This window comes from Microcoleus sp. A2-C3 (genome assembly GCF_036706065.1).
Classification (GTDB): Bacteria; Cyanobacteriota; Cyanobacteriia; order Cyanobacteriales; family Microcoleaceae; genus Microcoleus.
Genome location: NZ_JAUBVX010000037.1, coordinates 12,571 through 37,064, shown reverse-complemented (window position 1 = coordinate 37,064; position 24,494 = coordinate 12,571). Strand labels below are relative to the sequence as shown.

Here is a 24,494-nt window from a genome sequence, read left to right as displayed (position 1 = left end):
AAGGTTTAACTCGGCTTTTAACTGTTGTAAGTCTATTGTTTATCCATTCTGTGCTTGTTCAATGCCCGATCGCAAATGAGCCATAAACTCGCGATCTGAGAGAATTTCTATTGTTTCTAACAGAGATTCAAATTGTTTAAAACTGAGGGCAATTATTGCCGATTTCCCATCCTTAGTGATGATAGCTGGCTCTGCTACTAAGTCATCCGGCCACTTTGGTAGTTGTTGTTGCGCTTCTGCAATTGTCAGGTATTTTGGCATATTTGCAATTATGTTTTTTTGCTCGAAAACTTCACCATTTTTATTATACCGCACTCGCCCTGTTTTCAAGCTAGCCACTCGTTCAATTCTCTATTTCCGCATCATTCCCAGCAAACACCACATCCTCATATATAGCATCCATACTCGTGCGAAAATGAACACTAGCTAAGCAAACTTCGCTTCCGGGCGTGTAAGACTGCAAAACCCACAACCCCTCAGCATTGCGCCGAAAACACTCCACTCGCTGCCGTTTTTGGTTAATTAATACGTACTCCTGAAGCGTTTCTAATTCCTGATAATCAGCAAACTTATCTCCGCGATCGAATCCTTCAGTTCCATCAGACAAAACCTCGACAATTAAACAAGGATATCTTTTATAAGATTGAAATGCTTTGTCCCGTTCATCGCAACTTACCATCACGTCGGGATAGTAGTAAAGATTCTTAGATTCAATCCTCGCTTTCATGTCTGACATATAAATACGGCAGCCACTACCCCGAACATGATTTCTCAACAGTGCAAATAAGTTGCCGGCGACAGTCACATGAGCATCACTCGCACCCGCCATTGCGTAGACTTCGCCCCGAATATACTCATGCTTGATGGGGCTGAGTTCTTCTAATTTCAGGTATTCTTCTGGGGAGATGTAATTTGGGCTTTTATTGGCAATCATTGCTTTTTCAGAATGAATTGTTTGATGATTCTAGTATCCGCGATCGTATTATACCACAATCATTCTGTTTTTAAGCTAGCAATCTGTTGAGCAAACCACATGGCTGCACTGCCATTTGTTTCTGCATTTAAGCGTTCCAAAGTTTGATTCAACAAACAAATTGGCAATCCTGAAAGTGCTAGAGAAGTCTCGCATTCCTGATACTTGCCGTTTGACTGCAACTGAAAGGCAAAAACTCGCAAACCTTTAACGTCAACTACCCAATATTCAGGAATTCCCAAATCGGCATAGAGATATTTTTTCTCATCTAAATCTATTGTTAAAGTTGTGTCAGCAATTTCGCCAACTAAATTAGGAACTCGCCACTGTTCTAAATTAATGTAACGCCGCTCTCCTGTTTGCCAAGTTGGGTATTCGCTCCCCACGTAAACCATTAAATCTGGTGATGCAGCTTGCTTTTTAGGTTTTTCTAGCAAGCAGCCGCCCAGGGAACTGTATATCTGTTCTGGTACTTGACTAAACCAGATAGCGAATAACATTGGAAACAAGTTATTGATGATGGCGTGATTGATTCCTTCTTTTCCCATATCAATGACTAAAAGCCGATCGCAATTAAAGCACAATCCGATGTGATCATTATCGTTGGGAGCATCGCGATAAGCCAAGTAATCTTCCCAAGTGGCGGTTTTACCTTGAGATGTAGTTGTCGTAATATCTGTTTGAATAACTCTTGATATTGAGGCGGTCATGGCATTTGCGGGGATTTTTAAATTATTCTATTTATACCTTAGCAAATGCGGTGCGCAGTGCACACCCTACGTACTTTAAATCAGGTGCGCAGCATTTAATTCTTCAGTCCGCGGAGGCGGACATTGTTTGTGTAGTCGCGGTTTCAACCGCCGACTCCGATCTTCAGTCCGCGGAGGCGGACATTGTTTGTGTAGTCGCGGTTTCAACCGCCGACTCTGATCTGCCGACTCTGATCTGCCGACTCTGATCTGCCGACTCTTATTTTTAGCAAATAAGGTGCGCACTGCGCACCCTACTAATTTTTAGCTAATTTCTAGCCTCTATTCTTCTCCGACCAAATGCGCGTTGGCAGTCCCCAAACGTAGACAAATCCTTCGGCCGCTTTATGGTCGAATTCATCCTCAGCGCCGTAGGTTGCTAAGTCGAAACTGTACAGCGAATACTCGGATTTGCGGCCGACAATTGTGGCATTTCCTTTGAACATTTTTAGGCGCACGGTTCCAGTTACTCGCTTTTGAGTATCCTGAATAAATGCGTCTAAAGCAGTTTTTAAAGGGTTGTACCAAAGACCATTGTAAATCATTTCGCTGTAGGTTTCTTCGATGCCGCGCTTGTATCGCGTGACATCTGCTGTCAAGGTCAAACTTTCTAAGTCTCGGTGCGCGTGCATTAATACTAAAATCGCTGGTGTTTCGTAAATCTCCCGCGATTTAATCCCGACTAGGCGGTTTTCAATCATGTCGATACGCCCGACTCCGTGATTTCCAGCTATTTCGTTGAGTTGGGTAATCAGGGCGACTGGTGATAATTCTTTGCCGTTCAAACTGACAGGCTTTCCGCACTCGAAACCGATTTCTATGTATTCGGGTGTGTTGGGAGTTTGCTCGATCGCCTTTGTCATCAAAAACACCTCTTCCGGCGGTTCCGCCCAAGGATCTTCGAGGATGCCGGCTTCGATCGCCATTCCTAACAAATTGCGATCGATACTATAAGGCGAAGACTTCTTCACCGGCGACGGAATCCCGCATCTTTCGCCGTAGGCGATCGTTTCCTCGCGGCTCATTTTCCACTCCCGCGCCGGTGCTAAAATCTTAATCTTGGGATTCAGTGCGCCGATCGACACATCAAACCGTACCTGATCGTTTCCCTTACCCGTACAACCGTGGGCGATCGCATCTGCACCGTATTTTTCCGCAGCTTCTACTAACAATTTAGCAATCAGCGGGCGAGCCAGCGCCGTAGAAAGCGGATACCGATTTTCGTAAAGCGCGTTAGCTTGAATCGCTGGAAACGCATAATCCTTGACAAATTCCTCGGTAGCATCGATTACCAACGATTCCGAAGCACCAGATGCCAAAGCTTTCTTGCGGATTGGTTCCAATTCGTCTCCCTGTCCCAAATCCGCCGCCAGAGTAATTACCTCTTCGACTCCCCACTCCTTCATCAAGTAAGGAATGCAGACGGAGGTATCGACTCCGCCCGAATATGCTAGCACAACTTTTTTAGCGCGACTCATTTGTATTTACATCCTGAATTTAACTTAATACGCTTGGGCCAGAGCCGATCCCCCCTAGCCCCCCTTAAAAAGGGGGGGACAAGATTCTTCTCAAAGTCCCCCTTCTTAAGGGGGATTTAGGGGGATCTCCGGGCCATAAACACTGTTAACCCAACCGTATTGGAATTTAACCAACTTTGTATTATGCACCTAATTGAGATCGATTCTTGTCAGCAATCGTACAGATTTAGATATTCTTTTTTTGCTAAGGTTGGCGATTTCCCGGCCTAGTTGCTGCGAAAAATCTGCTACCGTGGGATACGGTAACTGTGGCGATGGGGAAAAGTTGTGTTTTTTAGTGTTGTGATTCCGACGTACAATCGTAAACCGATTTTGGAAAAATGTCTACTGGCTCTGGAAAATCAGCAGTTTGGTAGTAGTGTCACAGATTATGAGGTGATTGTAGTCGATGACGGCTCGACGGATGGGACGATCGAGTGGTTGAGCAACGATGCCGAGTTTTTACCCCATGTGCGATCGATCGCCCAATCTCACCAAGGCCCAGCCGCCGCCCGGAATTTAGGCGTTGAAAATGCTAAGGGCGAGACAATTATTTTTATTGACAGCGATTTAGTTGTAACAAAGCATTTTTTACAAGCACACGCAGATGCTTTACTACAGGGCTACAAAGATACTGATGCGGTTTTTACTTACGGCAGCGTGATTAATACTTGCAATTTCGACAATCCCACCTCGGAACCTTACAAAATAACGGATTTTTCGGCGGCTTATTTTGCTACAGGAAATGTGGCCATCGCCCGCCACTGGCTGCTGGAAGCTGGACTGTTTGACAATCGCTTTCAACTGTATGGATGGGAAGATTTAGAATTGGGTGTCAGGTTGAAAAAATTAGGTTTAAAACTGATTAAATGTCCGCAGGCTGTAGGCTATCACTGGCATCCAGCTTTTAACCTAGATCAAATACCAGGCATGATTGACCGAGAAATTCAGCGCGGGAGAATGGGAGTTTTGTTTTATCAAAAACACCCAAGTTGGGAAGTAAAGCTAATGATTCAAATGACTTGGCTACACCAAATACTGTGGGGAGTTTTGTCTTTGGGCGGGATGCTGAATGAGCGGACGATGACTCCTTTTTTGCAGTGGCTAATTGACCAAGGCAAACCGCAGTTAGCTTTAGAAATAGCTCGAATTTTTCTGAATTGGTATAATGTTAAAGCTGTGTATGCTGCTTACGGTGAATTACAGGCTGATGCAAAAGTTTCATAAATTAGCCCGCCCAAACAACATATCACATACGATCAGAGCTTGTCAGGGCTTGTGTATTTGCTGAAAGAGAGTCAGTATATTTACGCAAAAAACACAAGTCCGAGCAATCCAATAAATACAGGTAAAACAGGGCTTTAAACATTGTAAAAGTTTGGCGTTTAATGTAAAGTTGCGTGCTGAGCCGGTGATTTGAGGAATATCGGCTGTTTTCTCGATCGCCTGGGATAATTTTATGCCCACAAATTTTAAAAATGCAGACATTCTTGATACAATTATTACAAATATCAGGGGTAATCTATCTTAGCGAGCGATCGGACAGTGCCACTGCCTCAAGCGAAAGGGATACTGAGAGTCTGATTTATGCTGCCATAGCTGATAAAAGCATCGCATACAGTCGCTCATTGACCGCCAGTCCTCGAAAAACAGGATGCCGAGCTGATTGAAACTTGTATTGCTCAAATCCGCGCCATAAATTAACCTCTACCAATACTCATGCTGCTACAAACTAATAGTTTTATGTACAAATAATTGTAGGATTTAATATTTAAGATTTGATAAATAAAAATAGTGATAGGGGAGTTATTATGAATCAATATGATCAAGAATCCGCTGAAACAAAAACACTCGCATCTCAAAAAGATGTATTAACACAAAACATTTTAATCGTTGATGATCACCCAGAAAGCTTGCGCCTTTTATCCCAGGTTTTGTCTAAGCGGGGATATAAAGTGCGGCCGACACGGGATGGCAAATTGGCTCTTAACTTTGCTCAATCGACTCCACCGGATTTGATTTTGCTGGACATCATGATGCCCGGTATGAATGGCTATCAAGTCTGCGAACAGCTAAAAGCTTCTCCCAAAACCAAAGATATTCCTGTAATTTTTCTCAGCTCTTTAAATGAAGTATTTGATAAAGTCAAAGCTTTTTCGCTGGGGGCGGTAGACTACATTAGTAAACCGTTTCAAACAGAAGAAGTGGTGAGCCGCATCGAAAATCAACTGCTGCTCAGTCGTCTTTCTAAGCAAATTGTAGCACAAAATGCGCGGCTGCAAGCAGAAATAGAAGAACGCAAGCGGGTCGAAGCAGAACTGCGAGAAAGTCAGCACTGGCTGTCGGCAGTAATTAAAATGAATCCTAATGTTTTGTACATTTACGATGTGATGGAACAGCGGATTTTATATATCAATCGCGAACTGTATAGGGATCTTGGCTATTCCCTGGCAGAAATACAGCAAATGGGAGCAGCATTTCTGCCTAACTTAATCCACCCTGATGATTTGCCAGCTTTCTCAGAACACATGAGCCGGATTGAGACAGCACAAGACGGTGAAAGCTTTGAGATTGAGTACCGAATTCAGCACCAAAACGGTGAATATCGCTGGTTTTTTAGCATGGATACCGTGTTTACCAGAACAGCAGAGGGTAAACCTTGGAAAATTCTGGGAAGTGCTACTGAAATTAGCGATCGCAAACAAGCAGAACTCGAACTGAAAACGGCTTTAGCTGCTTTGGAACGGCAAATTAAGCAAAGATTTCTGCTAGAAACAATTACTCTGGAAATTCGTTACAGCTTAAAGCAGGATCGAGTGTTTCAAACAGCAGCAGCCCAAATATGTCGAGTTTTTAATGCCGATACTTGCTTGATTCACACCTACACAGAAGATCCAAGTCCCCGCCTTCCTTGTGTGGCTTACTACACAAGAATTGAATCAAAATCGCTTTCAAATTTAGAAATTCCCATCGAGGGCAACCCTCACGTTCAGTTTGTATTGTCCCAAGATAAAGTTGTAGTTTGTAATGATATTTATGTGGAACCGCTGCTAGAAAATGTCATAGGTTTGTGCGAGGAAATAGGTTTGAAGTCGATGATAGCAGTGCGGACTTCTTACCAGGGAAAAGCTAACGGAATGATGTGCTTGCACCAGTACGCTCACCGCCAATGGACGCAAGATGAGATCGGATTATTGAAAACTGTGGCGGCACAAATGGGAATTGCGATCGCCCAAGCCAATCTTCTCGAACAAGATAAACAGCAGCGACTGAAACTGCAACAGAGCGAAGCTACTCTAGCAGCAGCCCAGAAAATTGCCCATATCGGTAGTTGGGAATTTGATGTCGTCACAAATAAAATTACTTGGTCAGCAGAAGTATTCCGCATTTTTGGTCTTGACTCAACCGCACCTGAACCGACATACTTGCAACTTTTGGAGATGTATCATCCCGACGACAGAGAGGTTTTTGAGCAAACTATCAACCTCGCTATTTCAGAAGGAACTCCCTACAAAATTGAATTGCGAATTTTGCATTCTAGCGGTCATATCCGATATGTGGAGATCAGGGGAGAAACTGTTTCTAACGAAACCCCAGAAGTAATCCAACTGTTGGGAACAGTCATGGATATTACTGAACGGAAACAAGCCGAAGCTGCTTTGCAAATTAGCGAAGAGCGTTTTTATCTAGCATTTGAAGGCTGTGCTATGGGATTGTGGGATTGGAATGTGAGGACGGGAGAAGTATATTTTAGTTCGCGGTGGAAGACGATGCTGGGATATGAAGTAGAGGAGGTTGAAAATAATTTTGCATCCTGGGAGCAACTGGTACATCCAGAGGATTTGTCACAGGCTCAAGCAGCGATACAAGCTCACTTTCAATGGGAAAGTTCGATGTACGAAGTGGAATTTCGGATGCTGACAAAATCCGGCGAGTGGAAGTGGATTTTAGCTCAAGCTAAAGTGATGGAACGCGATGATTCGGGAAATCCTTTGCGGATGACGGGCACGAACACTGATATTAGCGATCGCAAACAAGCAGAAGCAGCTTTGCAATTTAGCGAACAGCGAGAACGAGAAAAAGCCGAACAGTTAGAACAAACTTTGGCATCATTAAAAAAAGCTCAAGCCCAGCTCATTCAATCCGAAAAAATGTCAAGTATCGGGCAAATGGTAGCGGGAGTTGCCCACGAAATTAATAACCCGATTAGCTTCATCTACGGTAATATTATTCCAGCCGCACAGTACGCTGGCGATTTGGTAAAATTGATTCAGCTTTACCAACAACATTATCCCGAACCATTTCCAGAAATTGCCAAAGAATTGACAGAAGTCGAAGTAGATTTTATCGCTGAGGATTTCCCAAAAATTATGGCTTCAATGCAAGAAGGTGCTAACCGAATTAAGCAGATTGTGCAGTCTTTGCGAAACTTTTCGAGACTCGATGAAACAGAGTGTAAAGTAATCGACATTCATGAAGGGATAGAGAGCACTTTGGTGATTTTGCAGCACCGATTGCAGTCACAGCCAAAACGTCGGGAAATTCAAGTTATTAAAAATTATGGCGAGCTGCCAAAAGTCGAGTGTTATCCGGCTCAATTAAACCAGGTATTTATGAATTTGCTGGTGAATGCGATCGACGCTGTGGAAGAGTCATTAGTCATCACTCATTCGTCATTAGCAAACAATATTTCAACAGTTACAAATGATGCTGGAAAAATGTTTGAGAAAAATCCTCAGATTCACATTAGCACTGAAATAAATAGGGACAATCAAGTTGTTGTGCGGATTGCTGACAATGGGCCCGGTATCCTTCCCGAAGTTCAGTCAAGGATGTTTGACCCGTTTTTTACTACAAAGCCGATCGGCAGTGGCACTGGTTTGGGGTTGTCGATTAGTTACCAAATTGTTAAAGACACCCACGGCGGTAAGTTGCGGTGTAATTCAGAGGTTGGGCGGGGAACAGAATTTGCGATCGAACTGCCGATTTCGCAAAAAGTGAAAAGTAAAACCTTTTATTAAGGTTAATTGACGGCAAATAATATCAAACCCTGACATTTGATCCGATATTTCATTGGAACCATCTGTGGTCTAGTTTAATCTTATCTTAATCGTGATAGAATTAAAAGCTACTTTTTTCGCTGCTAGACGTTTCACTCTTTCTCTTGGGAATGAATTTTACAGTTGATTTCATACATATTATCTCAACTCGCGTCTGTAGCATCTACTACATTTTAACTGACTTATGACTGACTCAATACGCTTCCTGATGTGCGCTCCCGACCACTACGATGTCGATTATGTAATTAACCCTTGGATGGAGGGAAACGTCCACAAATCATCGCGCGAGCGAGCCGTCGAACAGTGGGAGAAACTCTACCACGTCCTGAAAGACAACGCCATTGTAGATCTCGTGCCGCCCGAAAAAGGCTGGCCGGATATGGTTTTCACCGCCAACGCAGGCTTGCTTTTAGGCAATACTTTCGTCCTCAGTCGTTTCTATCACAAAGAACGCCAAGGCGAAGAACCCTATTTCAAAGCATGGTTTGAAAGCAAAGGTTTCACCGTGCACGAACTCCCGAAGGACTTGCCGTTTGAGGGCGCAGGTGATGCTTTGCTCGATCGCGAAGGACGCTGGCTGTGGGCTGGATACGGCTTCCGTTCCGAACTCGACTCGCACCCATTACTAGCAAACTGGCTGAACATAGAAGTGCTGTCGCTGCGTTTAGTTGACGAACGTTTCTATCACTTAGACACCTGTTTTTGTCCGCTCACAGGTGGCTATTTGCTCTACTATCCAGCAGCATTTGACTCTTACTCGAACCGCTTAATTGAAATGCGAGTTGCGCCGGAAAAACGCATCGCCATTGAAGAAGCAGATGCCGCGAACTTTGCTTGCAATGCTGTCAATATTGACAAAGTTGTGGTAATGAACAAGGTCAGCGAAGGCTTGAAAACGCGCATCACTGAAGCGGGTTTCAAAGTCATTGAAACGCCGATGAGCGAATTTTTGAAAGCCGGCGGTGCTTGTAAGTGTTTGACGCTGCGGGTGAATGAACCGGTGCAAGAAGATCGATCGGCAAACGTGATGGTAGAAAGCCGCACAATCCGCATGGCAGGCCACTTGCTAGATGCGGGTTTGATCAGTCGCGCTTTAGACTTAATCATCGAAAACGGCGGCAGTTTCCAAGTGCTGAATTTCAATTTAGGAGAGCAGCGCCAAAGCACATCATCTGCGGATGTTAAAGTTTCGGCACCTTCCCACGATGTGATGGAAGAAATCATGGGATTGCTGATTGATTTGGGTGCAGTGCCACCACCGGAAGATATTTGCGACGCTATTTTAGAAGATGTTGTGCAGGATGGCGTCGGCCCGGATGACTTTTATGTTAGTACGATTTATCCCACGGAAGTGCGGGTAAACGGTCAGTGGGTGAGAGCGCGAAATCAGCGGATGGACGGTGCAGTTGCGATTACTGAAACCGCAGAAGGCCCGGTGGCTACGTGCAAATTATTGCGCGATTTGAAAATAGGTGAAAAAGTCGTTGTCGATGTGGTGGGCATCCGCACTATCCGCAAAACAGAATCGCGAGAACAGCGCAATTCTCAAGAATTCAGCTTTATGTCGGGTAGCGTTTCTAGTGAGCGCCGGGTAGAATTGGTGGTGGAACAAGTAGCGTGGGAATTGCGCCAAATTCGCGATCGGGGAGGCAAAGTTGTAGTGACGGCGGGGCCTGTTGTCATCCACACGGGCGGCGGCGAACATTTGGCGCATTTGATTCGCGAAGGTTATGTGCAAGCATTGTTGGGTGGAAATGCGATCGCGGTTCACGACATGGAACAAGCGAGCATGGGAACCTCTTTGGGAGTTGACATGAAACGCGGCGTTGCTGTGCGCGGCGGACACCGCCACCACTTGAAAATGATTAACACCACGCGGCGTTATGGAAGTATTGCTAAAGTCGTTGAAGCAGGCGTAATTACCAGCGGTGTGATGTACGAATGTGTGAAGCACAATATACCGTTTTCGCTGGCTGGTTCGATCCGCGATGATGGGCCACTTCCTGACACGCAAATGGATATGGTGAAGGCTCAAGAAGAGTATACTGAGCTGTTACGGGGCGCGGATATGGTGTTAATGCTGTCGTCTATGCTGCACTCGATCGGTGTGGGAAATATGACACCGGCGGGTGTGAAGATGGTCTGTGTGGACATTAATCCGGCTGTGGTGACTAAATTGAGCGATCGGGGGTCGATCGAATCTACGGGAGTTGTCACGGATGTGGGATTGTTCCTGAGTTTGTTGGTGAATCAATTGGATAAGTTGACCAGCCGCCATCATGTAACTCAATCTGTGTAGATTCTGGGCGGATGTTGCGGTAGATAAGACGGCGGTTGAAACCGCGTCTACACAAACGATATCCGCCTCCGCGGACTCAAGAATAGAGCGCGTAGGGTGCGCCTCGCCGTGCACCTTACGAAATTCCTCTAAATATTGAGGTCAAGAGCAATGGTACAGGAATTAATAGACCTGAGAAATTGTATTTTAGAGGGCAGGAATGAAGATGCTCTCTTCATTGTCGATGAATTAGATAAGAACTAATGGCTGGCCCTAAATCTCCGATTGTGTATGGTATCAAAGATAGAGGTTCACCATACCAAAGCGTATTAAAATATCTATTCCAGATGATAATAATTGACCAACAAAACCATGTTATGGAAAATGTGTAAAGCAGAAAAAGCCCGATTGGTAGTAGCGATCGCTTTTCTAGTTTCATATTTCCTCTAAATTAGTATATTATCGCAACTTTTCACTCAAAGTTTATGCGCTAGCCCCAACAATCATCTTCTCAAGTTTACTAAAGGCGATCGCTATCTCACCCAACAACAAATATTCTCAAATGCTTTGATGTGTTTTGGAGTGCGATCGGCAATTATCTCTCGAAACCTAGCAACTAAATTAACTATTTTTGCTTGCCTAATCTCGAATAGAAATAAATAATCTCAACGATGCGATCTCCAACGGTCTAACGGCTTACGCTTCAACGAACGGCAATGATATAGCGTGTGTCACCTTTTTGCGTGCAAGCGCTTGTTAGATACTTTTACCATGAGGACCGAGGAAACGCTCACCATTAAAATGAACTAGATGATCAGGGTTATCTGCAATCCACACTTCAGTTTCCCATGCAATATCAGCCGCATTCTTGCGAAATTCAGCACGGTCTGGAAACGCTGTCACGTAAACAAGACCTACCTTACAATCTTTGAAGGTTTCCTCAAGTTCAATCCAACGCTTTGGGGATATAGGACCATGACTGGTAACTGCTTCAATCAAAAATAGCCATTCCCGATCTTCGTCATACACTACAATATCTGGCAATTTGTCATGTGACATTGGGGTTACACCTAGAGATTCCAGATATTCGGCTTCTCGGAACATCAGCTTTCCGCCTTCTTTTCGACTGCTGGCGGTGTCACCAATGTATAACAATCGACCGCCAGAACCGATGAAGCGCGAACAGAATTCGTGAACAATGTCAGCGTGAAGCTGATTATGCTTACCAGGTGACAACGTGATAGTTTCGCCATTTGGTAAGCTAATTGGAATTTTGTGCATATCAAGAGCGCGTTCATATTGTGCCTTCAATTCGGGCACCGCGTCTTTGTAATCTTGAACTTTTCCCAACCAGCCGCCGTTCGGGTATTCCGCCAGAATTTCCAATATTGACCGATTCAATGAATAGTTATTGTCTTTGCTATTGGTTGCTCGTGTAGGGTCGTCTCGGTTTCGATCAACAATACGGGCTTGCTCGAATTGATGAAGTGTTTGCCGTCTAATGGTTTCGCGACTGTTCGCCTTATAATCCATTCCATATTCGTTACGGATGAATTCCATGATCTTTACGGTTTGCAAAAGCTTTGCTGTTGATGAACTCCAGTTATCTGAAGGTTTTATGTTAGCCAACGCCAAAAAGACCCATGCTGATCGATCATTACACTGTGCTTTTGGCAGCCCCAAGGCGGTCAATAATGCTTTCGCTTCATTAAGTTTTTCTTGTTGTTGTACCATAAATCCCAATTTCTACCCCTTATATTAAATCCACTACACCAAGAACTGGGTTCACGATTAAATCAATTTTAGCCGTTTCAAAAAGCATCAGCTTTTGTGCTTGCTCACCAATTTCTTTCACTTGGTCACGGGATGGAAATTTCATCACCCTAATTTCAGTAGCATTAACTTGAGTATTTCCCGAAATACACCTAAAATACTTGTCCATGAATGATGAATTAAGAACAGCCGCAAGACCATAGGCTTCAATAGTAGATAATTCACCACCTAATACACCGATATAATTTGTCTTGTTGCCAAAACCAATCCATTCGCAATAGTGCATCTTGGCAAGGTGAACACTAGCGACCAATCGCTTTTTTTCGTCTTTGGATGAAAAACGCTTTAGCAACACATAAGTACCATTTTTAATCATATGTTTGTCATGGTCTTCATTAAGGCTGAAGGATACGTCTTTCCTATGGTTACCCGTCCAAGTTGCAGTTAATGGTGTCACATTGTGTGGACGGTATAGCGGAACTGTATTTTTTGTCCTAGTTTCTTGGGTGATATATTGACGGGTGCGATGTTCGACCACACGACCAGTCGAAATAAAATATCCTGCATCTTCAAAAGTAGTTTTGAAAGTTTCAGCTTTCTGCAAAATGACAGCAGCACAAGCCGATTCAGGAATTCTAATTAATCGTTGATTGTTTGAATAATCGACGATTAAATGAACTGGATATTGTTTTTCATCAGCATGGTTGATGCTGATATCACAGTCACTCGACCTAACTGTTATAGTGTTTGTATTACTACCTTTAACGAGGTAACAAATAATATTTTCTTGAAGCACCGATGAGTCATCATTATTAAACACCTTGTCTCGGTGTTTGAAAATATGAATCAAGCTTAGTGCTGATTCAGTCAGTAAGTATTCACGGAAACCTTTGAAATATAGTCCATTTGTGAAGCTGCGAGGTGTTATTGTGACCATTTGCCCACCAGCCTTCATGGAAGCCATTACAACTGCCATGAATGAAGCATATATATTTGGATCGCCGTGATACAAATCGGCTACCGCTTTAGCATAAGGTGAATCTTTCGCACTGTATTTAAAGTATGGCGGGTTGATTACTGATATATCAAATGGCTGAATATTTTCTTTCTTATCTGGTCTAGCAAGTACAAAGTCTTCACAACAAATTTCATAAGTGAAGGTTCCTAGCTGTTTACAAAACTTGTTCTGAACAATCTTCAGTGTTTGTTCAAGGCTAACAACGGCTTCACAGTCAAGTTCATATAGTACAGCATGAACAGTCCTACAACCCATACCTAAGCAATGCAAAGCAGTAGAGGCAGTTAATATACCAGTTCCTGCGCCAGCGTCCAGAATGCGAACAGTATTACTTTTGGGTTTGACGACCAGAGATGCCATGTAATCTGACACAACCGACCCGGTGAAGAACTGCCCTAAAGTCTTCCTGCTTTCTAATGACTTAGATCTGAGAAACGCACTTTGAAGGCTAATAATATCGTTTTTGGGTTCAATAAATGATTGCCGATTCAACGATTTTTACCCTTGCCCGTCTTATAAACTATAAACATTATCTCTCATTTGACTCAATTTAGGATGCACTATATTTTGTGTAGCTAACGGCTAAGTTGAGCGGCAGTAAAGTACATTTGCTCAACTAAAATATCATATTTGTCCGATCCAATGATCTATTATACTACGATCGCTTCTCAATTCTTAATTTTGGCGATCGCCCCAAAAATTGATCTTCTCAAAGTTAAGCCCTTGGGTGTGTCGCCATCGACAATCCTTCATCAACAGCGACAATCTCATGGCGACGCACCCTACGGCTACAGCTTTGAGGTTAAGATTGGGGCCTGTCCTCGATCGCAATATAAGGCTCACCGTGAGTACCCGTATAGATTTGAGTCGGGCGGTAAATGCGGTTTGTCTCTAGCTGTTCCTTCCAGTGAGCTAGCCAACCGGCAACCCGGGCGATCGCAAAAACAGGCGTAAACAAATCGATCGGAATTCCCATTTTCCGGTAAACCAGACCCGAATAAAAATCTACATTAGCATAAATTCCTTTCTGCCCCAATTTCTCCTCAACCACTTCTTCCAACTTGACAGCAATGTCGTAATAATCATCGTGTCCGAAATTTTCAAACAACTGTTCCGCTAACCCTTGAAGAATAGTTGCTCTCGGATCTTTCACCTTATAAACTCGGTGTCCGAATCCCATGATTTTGTCCTTATTTGCAACGCACTTCTCCACAAAAGGCCGCACGTTTTCTACCGAACCAATTTGCTCCAACATCTCAATCACTTCTTCATTCGCTCCCCCGTGCAGAGGCCCCGCCAAAGTGCCAACTGCTGAAGCAATCACCCCGTAAGGATCTGTCAGAGTCGAAGCTGTTACCATTGCCGAAAATGTAGAAGCATTGATTGTATGTTCGGCGTGCAGAGTCAGACAAACGTCAAAAATGTTAGCTAACAGCGGATCTGGTTCTCGCTCGTTTAGCATATAAAGAAAGTTAGCCGAGTAGTTCAAATCATCCCTCGGCCGCACTGGGTCATTTCCCCGCCGCATTTGTTGAAACGCTGCTACCATTGTGGGAATCTTAGCTAGCAGCCGCACTACAGCTTCTCGAATGTATGCTGGGTTGGCCAAAGCTCGGCGCGAGTAGAACAAACCCAAGGCCGCTGCTGAAGCTTGCAGCGCGTCCATTGGATGTCCTCTTTCGGGAAAGCATTTCATCATATCCCGGATGCGATATTTGATCCGGCGGTGATAGCGAATTTCATGCTCGAAAGCTTCTAGTTCTTCCTTTGTCGGAAGTACGCCCCAGATTAATAAATACGAAGTTTCCACAAAGGAACTTTTGAGAGCTAGTTCCTCAATGCTAATCCCGCGATATTCTAGCACCCCTTTTTGTCCATCTACATAACTAATACTGGACAAGGTGGCGGGAACACCTTCTAAACCTGGTTTGAATTCGCCGACGACCATTGCGATACCGTATTGTGTGATTGAATCTAATCAAATTACATTACCAGAAAGCAAGATAGTGTCACCGTCTTGACAAATAATCATTTACTCGCGACTCAGGCGCAAGGATGCTCAGAAACGAAATTTTTCCACAGAGTTTGCGATCGCACCGTTAGATATTTTAGTTCCTCACACCCTGTTGCGGAGTCGGAGAATGCCGGTCAAACAGGGCTGGCGCGCCCTGTGATTATCGCGCCGATTCGCTGTTTCTAACAAAGCAAAAACTTAGGCCCTGTGAGCCAGAACATTTGGCTGCGGCCGACTGGGGAGCCTGTTTCGGGGAGGATTAAGCCGATGATACCTGCTTTTTTGAGGATCAGGGCATCTTGCGATCGCCCCCAAAGCAAAGTTTCTGCCCAATTGCCCAAATCTGGTTGGTGGCCCACCAAGACTAAGCTGCGGTTGCCTGTTTCCTGCCACTGCTTGTACCACCTCAGCCAGTCCCCGATGTCTCCTGAAGGTGCGAGGGCGGCGGATTCTTCTATTTTGGAACTTAGACCGACTGAAAGCAGGATTTGCGCGGTTTGCGAGGCGCGCAGTAGGGGACTAGAGAGCATCATATCGAACTGAATTTCGAGCTCGTACAGCCGCTGGGCGATTTTTCGGGTTTTACGATCGCCCTCTTTAGTCAGCGGGCGTTCTGAGTCTGTTTCGTATTCTTCTGGTTCGGCTGCGATACCGTGACGGATCAAATATAAATGCACTCTCGCTGTCCTTTTGATAGCTTTGCGATGGCTACGCCCCGGCTTACGCACGCGATCGATGAAGTTTGGCGCGATCGACATCTTTTGCCTATTCTACAACTGGATTGACATCTAGCACTGTCATCTGGTACGCGCCATAGGCGTAGCGATCGCGCCCTTGTCGTTTCGCATCATACAATGCTCGATCGGCTGCGGCGATCAATTCATCCGGGGATTTGCCACAGCAGGGAATCATGCTAGCAATTCCCATACTCACAGTCAGGATCGCACTCACATCAGATTGCTCGTGAGGGATGGCCAAATCTCCGATGGCATCTCGGATCGACTCAGCAACTGCGATCGCCCCAGCAGCATCCGTATTTGGCAGAATAGCAGCAAATTCTTCGCCCCCATAGCGCACAAACAAATCCGTCGAACGTCTAACCGCAGCCGCCGCAGCTTTCGCCACTTCCACCAAACAAATATCCCCAGCTTGATGTCCGTAGCGATCGTTATATAGCTTAAAATAATCCACATCCAACATAATCAATGAAAGCTGTTGTTTGCCCTGCATCAGTCGGTGCCATTCCGACTGCAATCGCTGATCAAAACAGCGGCGGTTTGCTACTTGGGTTAACCCATCTGTCATAGCCATTAATCTTTCTTGTTCCGCCCGGTTTTTCAGAATCTCCTCGGCCTCCTGGCGTTCTGTAATATCAGCGAAAGTGGTCACTACTCCATAGGGTTGAGATTGATTGAGATGGAACAGTGGTTGAGAATTAATCGAAATCCAAGTCAGGGTTTGATCCGATTTGTGAATGCCCATCACCACATTCGATCGCGCTTCTCCCGTGCGTAGGGTGATTATTGCCGGATGCTGTTCCCGCGGAAACGGTTCGCCATCCTCGCCAATGGTGCGCCAGTCTAAATCTATGGATGTACGCCCCATCATTTGGTCTGGTGTCAGCCCGAGAATCCTTTCAGCACTAGCATTACAGGTAGTAATTTGTCCGTTTGCTAGCTGAAGTACGACACCTTCGGTCATTGTAGTAATCACAGAACAATACCGTTCATCGCTTTCCTGCAATTGACTCAGGAGACTGTTTTTAGCCTCAAACTCCGAAGCCAGATGCAGGCTCCCGGCCATAAACCCCGCCATTAGTTGTAAAGTTTGGATATCTGACTCTGTAAAGGCAAAGGGTGTAGCTGAAACGACTTTTAAGACGCCAACCCGATCGTCCTGATAGAACAAGGGAACAACCACCAGTGACCGGAGACCAATGCGCTGACAGGCCGCCAGATCCACCCGTGCATCGGTTTCTGAATCCTCGCAAATCATGATTTGGCCGGTCGCAATACATTTTCCCGATAAACTTGTCCCTACTTTGATCCGTAATCCAAGATAGGCGGTGGCGATACCGCTGGCTGCCCGATACACCATTTCATCCCCTTCCAGCATTGCAATCACGGCCCCATCGGCACCGATCAATTTTTGAGTTCGATCGGTAATCACCGCCATCACGGCATCCAGGTTAGGATTACGAAGGGCGATTTCCTGTTGGGTGGCAATCACTATACCCAGACGCTCGAACTCTTTTTTTAATGCTGCTTCTGCTTGTTTGCGAGCGGTGATATCCTTCATAAAACAGTGATGCCCGATCGATCGCTCCTGCGAGTCGTAGGCCGCCAACATCACCACCTGCTTGTAAAAAATCGAACCATCTTTCCTGATACCACGGGCCTCAACCTCCACTCGGCCGCAGGCTAGCATTTTTTGATAAGCGACCATCATCGTGTCGCAGTCTTCGGGATGAACTGTTTTCTGCCAATTCATACCAACCATTTCTTCAGGCTGATAACCTGCTATATTCGCATAGGCTTGATTAACGGTGATATACCGTCCGAAAATATCCAGCCGCGAGATGCCCTCCACCGCATTAGCAAGAGCTCTACTCATTTCTTTGAGTTCTGTTTCTGCCTGGACAATATCCGTAATGTCTTGGGATGTGCCAAACAACCGAATGACTTGTCCCTCTGCATTGAGTTCGGCCTGTCCCCTGGCTTCGATATAGCGGAGCGAAGCATTGACGCCCAAGACTCTGAGCCGCAATCGATAGGGTTCTCCGTGACTGAGGGATCGTAGAACTACCTGGTGTAGCTGTTCGGCACTTTCGGGATGGTAAAGCCGCATATTTTCTTCATAGGTAGGTTCGCCCAGGGCCCTGTTGCGTCCCACAATCTCGAATAGTTGGGCAGACCAGGTAATTTTATCTGTAATTACGTCCCATTCCCAGTTACCGATGTGGGCAACCCGCTGGGCTTCTGACAACCGGGTTTCACTCTGTTGCAGGGCTGTTTCCGTCTGCTTGCGGTCGGTAATGTCCTTTTCGTTCACGAGCAACATCGGGTTGCCTGTTACCGGGTCGTTGGTACATCGCACGTCCATCTCGTGCCACCGAATTCCCGCCAGAGTAATGACTTGAGTCTCAGCAGTAAAGACCTTACCGGACTTGAGAATTGCCATTGCTCGCTCTCCTACCCGATCGTCCACAAAGCGGCTCACAAAAGCATTGTCTGTCTTTCCATAACAGCGCAAGGCCGCCGGGTTTTGCAGCAGCAGCAAGCCTTCTAGGCTGTACAGCGCAACCATCAGCGTGGTGTGGCGGAGTGCTTCGATCGATCGCAGGGTTTCCGGCTCAATGCGATCGACGGTTTCGATCGTACCCTCCACCAGCATTGCCAAACGCCCGCCGTCAATTCTAATGCCAGAGCACCGACAGCCGACAAAAACAGGCTCACCGGCCGGGTAAAACGTCCACCGCTCGGACAAGGTTTTGCCTTGCTCAAACTGTTGCAGATAGCTCTGCAAGCGAATCCGAGTAGACTCCGACACATCGCTAAAGTTGCGGCTCGTGAGTTCTTGCCGCGTCGCAGCATTCCACAAATACAAGGATGCTTGGTTTGCCCACCGCATTTGCCAATGCTCAATATCAAATATCCAGAGCGGGTATTGCAACAAATCAAAGGCGTTGATGTTGACAATATCGCTGATCAGGGAACAGGCACTGTCTGGTTCCAGGCTATTTTGATGGTAGACTTTTTCTATATTGGTGGCAGTTTGATCCGGTGCTGTTTCGAGTTGTGGCGGTTGATTTGGTGGCAGCACCGGGTGGTGAGATTCCAGTTGCCGTATCCTCAAGCTGATCTGCACTGCAACGTGTTGCAGGATCTGAATGTCGAGAGGTTCCCACTGACGCGGACTTCGGCATTGATGAGCAATCAACAGTCCCCACAGCTTCGGAGATTGCTGCTGTTTGCCATCTAGCAAAATTGGTACAACTAAGTTAGCCTGCACTTGGAGGCGATCGAGCAATTCGACATGACAAGCTGGAATATGACCGCTGTTAATATCAGCAATGCTGCTGGTTTGTCCCTGGCTGTAACGCTTTACCCAGGTTTTTTCAAAGCAAGCGTCATAAATCAGTTGTCCCAGGATGGGCGGCCACTCGCCACCAACGGATTCAGCCAATACTACACTATCTCCATGCGGTAAGAAGCGATAAATAATTACGCGATCGGTTTGCAGCAACACCCTGGTTTCTGCTACCGCACATTGCAAAATGCTCTCCAGATCCCCGAACTCGTTGATTTGAATTGCAATTTCTGAAAGTTTTTCTAGAATTTTCTCTAACGACCAAGAGAAATCCTGTTTTGTAGACATCTCCGTGTTCCTTGTTCTGTGAAGCTATTTTATACTATTCTAGCCCGCGACAAATAAATATAATAATTTGTTTTAATTCGTAGCAACGTTTTTTTTGACTTTAACAATAAAACTAAAAAGTTGTTTTCTTGTTCAGGAACGCTCAAGCCAAAAAATCATCTTTATGTTATATTCCCAGGAATTTATGTGGTTTGGTCTCGGAAATAGCTAATTGTATATTTCAATACGGTTCATTTAAGACTGTCTTGGCGGTAAAACGATGTGAAAAACAGACACTGCGATTGCTTCACGAGTACCTTATATTCGGACAAAAAAACCTTAATTAAACCGTATTGTATTATATCCGGTCAATTACTGGTAACAAAAAAGGTTCGTAGTGAGGACTAAAGTCCTCATATAAGGACTAAAGTCATCACTACGAACCAAATAAGATTCTAAAGTTGAGATGTTTGCGAGACGAGTAAAAAATGCGATCGAACCTCACAGCGACAGATTGCTCGGCATTACCAGGCTGTTGCTCAAATCAAGACTCTACCGACAAACTCCATAATTAATGATCGTAAATAGGATTATCTTTAGGACTAATTAAATTCAGCAACTTTTGCTTGATCTGAGCATCGAATACTTCCCATTTGTGCCTTGCATAGTCGCTGTTATCATTCCTGCCAGACAGAAATCCCACCGGAATCTCAAAACCTCCAGCTTGACTTCTGCCTCCACCAAAAAAGCGTCCTTGAGCATCTTGACCGAAGGCTTCTTTAATAAATTCGTCGGGGTCGAGAGTAAGTTTATTCGTTCGCAGCGAGCCAATTACTACTTCAAGTTCTTCGTCTTTGTCGTGTACAATGGCGTAGACAACTGCTGTGTGTACGTTCTCTTCTGTTACTAGAAAGTCCGCTGCTTGGGGAATGGAATCCCGATCGTCATAACGGAGGTAGCCGATGCCCGCGATCGAGAAATTGTTCTGGACGATGCGGTGTTTGAGCGCTCGCTCGATCGCATCCATCACCCATTTAGACCGAGAGGACTGTAACACCGCATTCAACAACTGTGAGTCATAAAATCGGCTCAAATAAGCCGCAGCTAAAAAATCCTCCTCCTGAGCTTGTCTGAGGGCGTTGGTATCCGATCGCAAACCGTGCATCAAAGCTGTAGCGCATTTGACGTGCTGGCTAATACCGCTGTCGAGAGTTAGCAGTCCAGCCTGCAAATACTCCGTAAAAATCGTGGCTGTAGCGCGGATTTGAGGGCGCAAATCCGTAAATTCTGCGTTTATTTCTCCCTGCAAATTGTGGTGGTCGATCACGGCGGCGATCGGAATTCCTGCCCCTAAAATAAACTCGGTTAAGTTACAAGTCGTGCCTTGGTTGTCGATAAAAACGCAGCCCTGATAAGCCGATAAATCCTTAGCTTTTGCCGTTTCCAGCGTCCAGCGCTGTAACGGTAAACCAGTTAATTTAACTAAGGCAATATTTTCTTGGTGGCTGAGGGCGCCGGCGTAGATCATCTCGCATTGGATATCGTACTTTTCGGCGATTAATTTGTAAGCCCAAGCGCTGGAAAGTGCGTCTGGGTCTGGAAAATCTTGCAATAATATTAACTGGCGATTGCCTCTGTGCCGATCGAACATTTGGCGCAATTGCTCGACTTTGCGATCGTGCAATTCCCCGCGCAGACTGTCGCGATTCTCTTCGGAAACAACTTCGGCTTTGCCGCGCCGTTTTCCAGGTACACTCACTGCGGGTACAACCTCGCTGCTGGAGTTAACCTCAGCTTCGAGATTATTGCCAGATATTTCATCAGAATTGGTAGGGGGGTGGTCTTTCATTGTTAGAAATTAGCAATTTAACTTTGTCTGGACTGGCGCGCCAAAAGCTCTTAAACCCGGTTTCTTTGTAGATGCCGCGTTGTCAAACCGAATATTTCTTAAGAGAAACCGGAGTTAAGAGCTTAAATTATCTCTTAACTATTTAACTTTTTAACTCAAAACTATCGGGCGGACACACTGATGGCGCCACACAATTCAAAACTTCCGCAAAAAACCCCCGCGCTTGCTTGCGACAGGGGTTTCAAAGGCCGATTACATATTTTTGCCATTCTTGGTGCATACCACTCTTAACGTGTCTAGTCACTTCAAAATAAAGACCACTGTGAGGTTTCCTCGGCGGATAGCGCAGCACCATTCCCGCTTCTTTCGGGGTGCGACTGCCTTTATTGACATTGCAGCGCACGCAGGCTGTAGCCAGGTTTTCCCAACTTTCACCTCCCCCGCGCGATCGAGGAATCACGTGATCCAGCGTCAAATCGTCCCCGCTATAGCCACAGTATTGACAAGAGTGCCCGTCCCGGTGCAAGATGTTCCGGCGAGTCAGCGGAATATCCTTATAGGGAACTCGGACGTAATGCCGCAGTCGAATCACAGTTGGTAGCGGGAAGTTTGGCGCAATAAATTTCCCGTTATGTTCTACCTGTTCTGCTTTTCCTTTCAGCAACAAAACTACCGCCCTTCGCCAATTGGTGATGTTGAGCGGTTCGTAGGAGGCATTCAGCACCAGAACATTGCCCATTGTTGATTATTAAAGAGAAGATTTTTAATGATGCTAACACAGGTTCCAATTTAGGGGGGCGGGCTCAGGAATGGCAAGGCGATCGCCAAAAACGGCTAAAAACCTTACCTTTACCCTATACCCTCGCGCCTGCGCCCTTTGTGGCTGCACGTATTTTTTGCCCCAGCGTTTGTCAGCGAGGGATTTTCCGTGAGTTTAGGCGAAGATAAGGTCAGTATGTGCGATGGCCAAACTTTACAGAATAAATTTTATTTTTTTCCCTAAATGCCTAATCTTCCCGGCAACCAGCAGCGTAACTTTTTAGAGTATTAGTAACCTTAAATTAAAAAACTTATCACTGCCCATGAAATTTCGGCTCTTAAAGTCAGCTTTTAGCGCGTCAATTATTGCCCTAGCAGCTCCGATTTTAGCAAACAGTCCCGCCTTTGCCCAAACAACGTCATTCTTCTGTGGCGCTGCTGGTGGTCGCCCGGCCACAATTGCCGTCCAACAAGGAAAAAATATTCCCGTTATTCTGTGGGTGGCTGACAACTATTTCAATGAATCAGGAGAAGACGCCATTACTCGGTGTACACGAGTCTCTGGAATTCTCAACAACTCGCAACCCCAAGGAAACTGGGATAATATTGTCACAGCAGGTGCATCTCCTAGCGGTCAAATAATTATTTGTGCAGCTAATCCTCAAGATGGTTCCTGTAGATTATTATATCAAGTACCCAAAGGGCAAAATCCCGAACAAGCCCGACAAGAACTTTTAAAAAGAGTTAAAAATCCTAATCTAAATACTTCGCCTGTCAAGGTAAATTGATAGTCATCAGTCATCAGTCATCAGTCATCAGTCATTAGTCATTAGTCATTAGTTAGATCATTTTCGCTGCATCGAAATAATCATTTTTCGATGACAGTTATTTTCTTCAGTAGGGTGCGCAATGCTAGCCCTGTCAAGGTTTTTGCTGAGCTTGCTTCAAAAGTCGAGCTGTAGATACATGACGATGCAGTGGGTCTACAATCAAGTCCGGTTTTTTCTTCTTAGGAGAACGAGGTTGTTTAAGCAAAGATTTCAAGTTAACTAGCTGGGCTAAATCTGTCAACCAAAGAGCAAATTGGGGGGGTGATAATGATCCGACAGTCCTCCAGTATATAGGGTCAATCGCAATGATCATTCCTTGATAATTCCCCTGAATTTCAGTAATTAAGTAGAATTCAGAAAGGCTGGCATCGATTTTCCCGCGCACCATGTATGCTGCCGAGAGTTCTACGGATTACAGCTAAAGTATTGTAGGCAACCAAAGCTAAACAAAAACAGAATAAAGCAGCTTGGGGATAACCTAACCCTGGAATTTCTCCGGCAAAGTTCTTCTCTAGAACTTGAAACATCGTTTCAATATTCGGCGTTGCTGATTTACGGTATGAACGGCTAAATATGCAAATCATAAAAACCATTGTCCACAAAGCTTCTGGATTTTTGCCTAATTCTTTTTCATACCCTGATTAAGCAACGCCAAATATTGTTTCCGGCATCAACTTTTTCCTCGCTTATCCTATTCCCAGTCTGCGCAAGTGTTCTTCGGAATACACCATCCAGACTAACCTACTGACAGGACTTCCAGACCAAGCTCAGCACACACCTTGACAGGGCTAGCCTCCGTGGGCATAGGGCATAGGGCATACCTCACCACGCTTGAGAACCGCTATAAGAGAGAAATCTGGAATTAGGACGGACACGGAACACCGCCCTTACAAATTATCTAAATGCAGCTATTAGCCTAGGGCTTGAGTAGTCGTTTCAGGTGACATAACTAGGTTTCCGGTTATGTCCATAGTTGCACATTTCAACACTTCGTTAAATGCTAATCCCCGAATCTTGAGTTCCCAACGAATGCCTTTTTCTTTCATTCGCTTGGCTTTGCGCATATCGACATCGGCGGCTTTTTGATGCAGCAGTAAATATTTCATTGCTGCTGTGGCTTCTACTTTCGTGGGAAATGCAATGTAGGTGATATATCCGCCGTCCCAGTGGTTGGCGTTGCGGATGCTACTGATAGTTGCTACTCTGGGACTAAATCGGTTCCAGTAAAAGTCGCTGTAGCCGATCGCCTGTGTGTTCACTTGGAGTTTGTTTGCCATTTGACTTAACTCCTATAATCTTTTGTGCGGGGTTGGCAAGA

17 protein-coding genes are annotated in these 24,494 nt (G+C 45.2%); 4 read left to right on the top strand and 13 right to left on the bottom strand.

Annotated features, from left to right (window positions below; genetic code table 11):
* Positions 1 to 39: 39 nt before the first annotated feature.
* From QUB66_RS19875 to QUB66_RS19860, 4 genes are all read right to left on the bottom strand, one after another.
* Positions 40 to 339, bottom strand: coding sequence for a type II toxin-antitoxin system Phd/YefM family antitoxin (locus tag QUB66_RS19875; RefSeq protein WP_332969446.1), 300 nt, complete (start codon positions 337 to 339; stop codon positions 40 to 42).
* 4 nt (positions 340 to 343) lie between these two features.
* Complete coding sequence (locus QUB66_RS19870; RefSeq protein ID WP_265234887.1) at positions 344 to 934, bottom strand: Uma2 family endonuclease; 591 nt, start codon at positions 932 to 934, stop codon at positions 344 to 346.
* Between the two features lie 59 nt (positions 935 to 993).
* Positions 994 to 1,683: a Uma2 family endonuclease gene (locus QUB66_RS19865; protein WP_265234888.1), complete on the bottom strand. Its 690-nt coding sequence runs from the start codon at positions 1,681 to 1,683 to the stop codon at positions 994 to 996.
* A 314-nt stretch (positions 1,684 to 1,997) separates the two neighbouring features.
* Complete coding sequence (locus tag QUB66_RS19860; RefSeq protein ID WP_265234889.1) at positions 1,998 to 3,200, bottom strand: argininosuccinate synthase; 1,203 nt, start codon at positions 3,198 to 3,200, stop codon at positions 1,998 to 2,000.
* A gap of 327 nt (positions 3,201 to 3,527) precedes the next feature.
* Here QUB66_RS19860 and QUB66_RS19855 point away from each other — a divergent pair, with 327 nt between their 5' ends.
* The 3 genes from QUB66_RS19855 (at position 3,528) to argZ (ending at position 10,598) form a co-directional block, all read left to right on the top strand.
* The gene (locus tag QUB66_RS19855) at positions 3,528 to 4,466 is read left to right on the top strand and encodes a glycosyltransferase family 2 protein (protein WP_332969448.1); all 939 of its coding nucleotides are present in this window, start codon (positions 3,528 to 3,530) and stop codon (positions 4,464 to 4,466) included.
* Between the two features lie 584 nt (positions 4,467 to 5,050).
* Positions 5,051 to 8,260, top strand: coding sequence for a PAS domain-containing protein (locus tag QUB66_RS19850; RefSeq protein WP_332969450.1), 3,210 nt, complete (start codon positions 5,051 to 5,053; stop codon positions 8,258 to 8,260).
* A gap of 223 nt (positions 8,261 to 8,483) precedes the next feature.
* On the top strand, positions 8,484 to 10,598 hold the full coding sequence (argZ, locus tag QUB66_RS19845) for a bifunctional arginine dihydrolase/ornithine cyclodeaminase (protein ID WP_332969452.1): 2,115 nt from the start codon (positions 8,484 to 8,486) through the stop codon (positions 10,596 to 10,598).
* A 735-nt stretch (positions 10,599 to 11,333) separates the two neighbouring features.
* Here argZ and QUB66_RS19840 read toward each other — a convergent pair.
* The 7 genes from QUB66_RS19840 to QUB66_RS19810 form a co-directional block, all read right to left on the bottom strand.
* The gene (locus tag QUB66_RS19840) at positions 11,334 to 12,311 is read right to left on the bottom strand and encodes a BsuBI/PstI family type II restriction endonuclease (protein WP_332969453.1); all 978 of its coding nucleotides are present in this window, start codon (positions 12,309 to 12,311) and stop codon (positions 11,334 to 11,336) included.
* A 19-nt stretch (positions 12,312 to 12,330) separates the two neighbouring features.
* Entirely contained in the window at positions 12,331 to 13,860 is a 1,530-nt protein-coding gene (locus QUB66_RS19835) for an Eco57I restriction-modification methylase domain-containing protein (protein WP_332969454.1), read from the bottom strand.
* Between the two features lie 310 nt (positions 13,861 to 14,170).
* Entirely contained in the window at positions 14,171 to 15,316 is a 1,146-nt protein-coding gene (locus tag QUB66_RS19830) for a citrate synthase (protein WP_265234896.1), read from the bottom strand.
* Positions 15,317 to 15,564: 248 nt separating this feature from the next.
* On the bottom strand, positions 15,565 to 16,059 hold the full coding sequence (sixA, locus tag QUB66_RS19825; protein ID WP_332969461.1) for a phosphohistidine phosphatase SixA: 495 nt from the start codon (positions 16,057 to 16,059) through the stop codon (positions 15,565 to 15,567).
* A gap of 88 nt (positions 16,060 to 16,147) precedes the next feature.
* On the bottom strand, positions 16,148 to 19,759 hold the full coding sequence (locus QUB66_RS19820; protein WP_332969455.1) for a diguanylate cyclase domain-containing protein: 3,612 nt from the start codon (positions 19,757 to 19,759) through the stop codon (positions 16,148 to 16,150).
* A gap of 550 nt (positions 19,760 to 20,309) precedes the next feature.
* Complete coding sequence (locus QUB66_RS19815) at positions 20,310 to 21,587, bottom strand: DHH family phosphoesterase (protein WP_265234898.1); 1,278 nt, start codon at positions 21,585 to 21,587, stop codon at positions 20,310 to 20,312.
* A 241-nt stretch (positions 21,588 to 21,828) separates the two neighbouring features.
* Positions 21,829 to 22,326, bottom strand: a complete 498-nt coding sequence (locus QUB66_RS19810) for an HNH endonuclease (protein ID WP_265234899.1) — start codon at positions 22,324 to 22,326, stop codon at positions 21,829 to 21,831.
* Positions 22,327 to 22,669: 343 nt separating this feature from the next.
* Between QUB66_RS19810 and QUB66_RS19805 the strand changes: the two genes are divergently transcribed.
* Entirely contained in the window at positions 22,670 to 23,134 is a 465-nt protein-coding gene (locus QUB66_RS19805) for a COP23 domain-containing protein (protein ID WP_265234900.1), read from the top strand.
* A gap of 395 nt (positions 23,135 to 23,529) precedes the next feature.
* Here the strand turns inward: QUB66_RS19805 and QUB66_RS19800 are convergent, their stop codons facing one another.
* Both QUB66_RS19800 and QUB66_RS19795 read right to left on the bottom strand, forming a co-directional pair.
* Complete coding sequence (locus tag QUB66_RS19800; protein ID WP_332969456.1) at positions 23,530 to 23,760, bottom strand: hypothetical protein; 231 nt, start codon at positions 23,758 to 23,760, stop codon at positions 23,530 to 23,532.
* A 327-nt stretch (positions 23,761 to 24,087) separates the two neighbouring features.
* On the bottom strand, positions 24,088 to 24,453 hold the full coding sequence (locus tag QUB66_RS19795) for a hypothetical protein (protein WP_265238680.1): 366 nt from the start codon (positions 24,451 to 24,453) through the stop codon (positions 24,088 to 24,090).
* Positions 24,454 to 24,494: the final 41 nt, after the last annotated feature.

What these genes read in the sequence shown, in the direction of transcription:
- QUB66_RS19870 (WP_265234887.1), bottom strand. Translation starts at nt 934, where the DNA reads ATGATTGCCAATAAAAGCCCAAATTACATCTCCCCAGAAGAATACCTG.
- QUB66_RS19865 (WP_265234888.1), bottom strand. Translation starts at nt 1,683, where the DNA reads ATGACCGCCTCAATATCAAGAGTTATTCAAACAGATATTACGACAACT.
- QUB66_RS19860 (WP_265234889.1), bottom strand. Translation starts at nt 3,200, where the DNA reads ATGAGTCGCGCTAAAAAAGTTGTGCTAGCATATTCGGGCGGAGTCGAT.
- QUB66_RS19850 (WP_332969450.1), top strand. Translation starts at nt 5,051, where the DNA reads ATGAATCAATATGATCAAGAATCCGCTGAAACAAAAACACTCGCATCT.
- argZ (WP_332969452.1), top strand. Translation starts at nt 8,484, where the DNA reads ATGACTGACTCAATACGCTTCCTGATGTGCGCTCCCGACCACTACGAT.
- QUB66_RS19840 (WP_332969453.1), bottom strand. Translation starts at nt 12,311, where the DNA reads ATGGTACAACAACAAGAAAAACTTAATGAAGCGAAAGCATTATTGACC.
- QUB66_RS19830 (WP_265234896.1), bottom strand. Translation starts at nt 15,316, where the DNA reads ATGGTCGTCGGCGAATTCAAACCAGGTTTAGAAGGTGTTCCCGCCACC.
- QUB66_RS19820 (WP_332969455.1), bottom strand. Translation starts at nt 19,759, where the DNA reads ATGTCTACAAAACAGGATTTCTCTTGGTCGTTAGAGAAAATTCTAGAA.
- QUB66_RS19815 (WP_265234898.1), bottom strand. Translation starts at nt 21,587, where the DNA reads ATGAAAGACCACCCCCCTACCAATTCTGATGAAATATCTGGCAATAAT.
- QUB66_RS19810 (WP_265234899.1), bottom strand. Translation starts at nt 22,326, where the DNA reads ATGGGCAATGTTCTGGTGCTGAATGCCTCCTACGAACCGCTCAACATC.
- QUB66_RS19805 (WP_265234900.1), top strand. Translation starts at nt 22,670, where the DNA reads ATGAAATTTCGGCTCTTAAAGTCAGCTTTTAGCGCGTCAATTATTGCC.
- QUB66_RS19800 (WP_332969456.1), bottom strand. Translation starts at nt 23,760, where the DNA reads ATGATTTGCATATTTAGCCGTTCATACCGTAAATCAGCAACGCCGAAT.
- QUB66_RS19795 (WP_265238680.1), bottom strand. Translation starts at nt 24,453, where the DNA reads ATGGCAAACAAACTCCAAGTGAACACACAGGCGATCGGCTACAGCGAC.